The 816-nt window shown below is 50.2% G+C and carries 3 protein-coding genes; all 3 read left to right on the plus strand.

What is annotated here, in order from left to right:
* On the plus strand, positions 1 to 252 hold a 252-nt coding region (locus AC07X6_RS28570; RefSeq protein WP_494793226.1), incomplete at its 5' end, for a DUF3304 domain-containing protein.
* Between the two features lie 141 nt (positions 253 to 393).
* Positions 394 to 594, plus strand: coding sequence for a hypothetical protein (locus AC07X6_RS28575; RefSeq protein ID WP_494793227.1), 201 nt, complete (start codon positions 394 to 396; stop codon positions 592 to 594).
* 40 nt (positions 595 to 634) lie between these two features.
* Positions 635 to 816: hypothetical protein (locus AC07X6_RS28580; protein ID WP_494793228.1), on the plus strand; the 182-nt coding region annotated here is incomplete at its 3' end.

Here is an 816-nt window from a genome sequence, read left to right on the forward strand (position 1 = left end):
AATATTTGCTGTACATCGATTCCCCGCGTATGGCATCCAGGAATGAATGTCTTGGTGCGGTGGAATATGCCTGAAGGGCACACTGATGTCATTAAGGAAAAAATTGTCGAAATTGAAAAATATGATAGGCCAGGAGATATTTATATGCATTTTTTTGAGAATGATGAGGTGAGAGTTGTTGTGTCGAATGATGCAGGATATGGAAAAGATCATCCGATTCAACACACGGGTAAGCCATCGCCTAAAAAATGAACCGTCATGATTAATGCTTCATCTTCCAAGGCTCCGGTTGCTGTCGACGTCTTCTTAAAGCCAGGTGCGCGTGAATAGTCAAAAACTACTCAAGTTGCATGCTGCGCGGCATCAGATACCCCATGCAGCATAGCTGTAAAAGTGGGTCTATTAAACGCCAGCGATATCGAGGCGGCGGGCCAGCGTCAGCATTTCAGCGCCCTTGCCTTGATGCTTGCCGATGATTTTACCTTGCATCCTGCGATGGCCAGCCTGTTGCGGCGCACGCGCCAGGGGGCGAATTACCTGTCCGAGCTCGATACGCTGCCCGACGATTTCTGGCAGGCGCGCTCGGCGGCCTAGCCTTGTTCATTCAACTGCTTACTTTGATAAAAGGAAAATCATGAAATGGATTATGTATCTTGGCACGGCCTTGCTGCTGAGCAGCTGCGCCCTCAAGGCCAGGCAGGTTAATGAAGCCGGTCCAAGGACTACCGCGACGGCGCAGGTGGGTATTGTCAACCATACGGGGAAGTATATTTATTCCGCATCGGTAGATGGGGCGGGAGGGGCCAATATGGCCAG

Source organism: Janthinobacterium sp. GW460-12-1-14-LB5 (assembly GCF_059423585.1).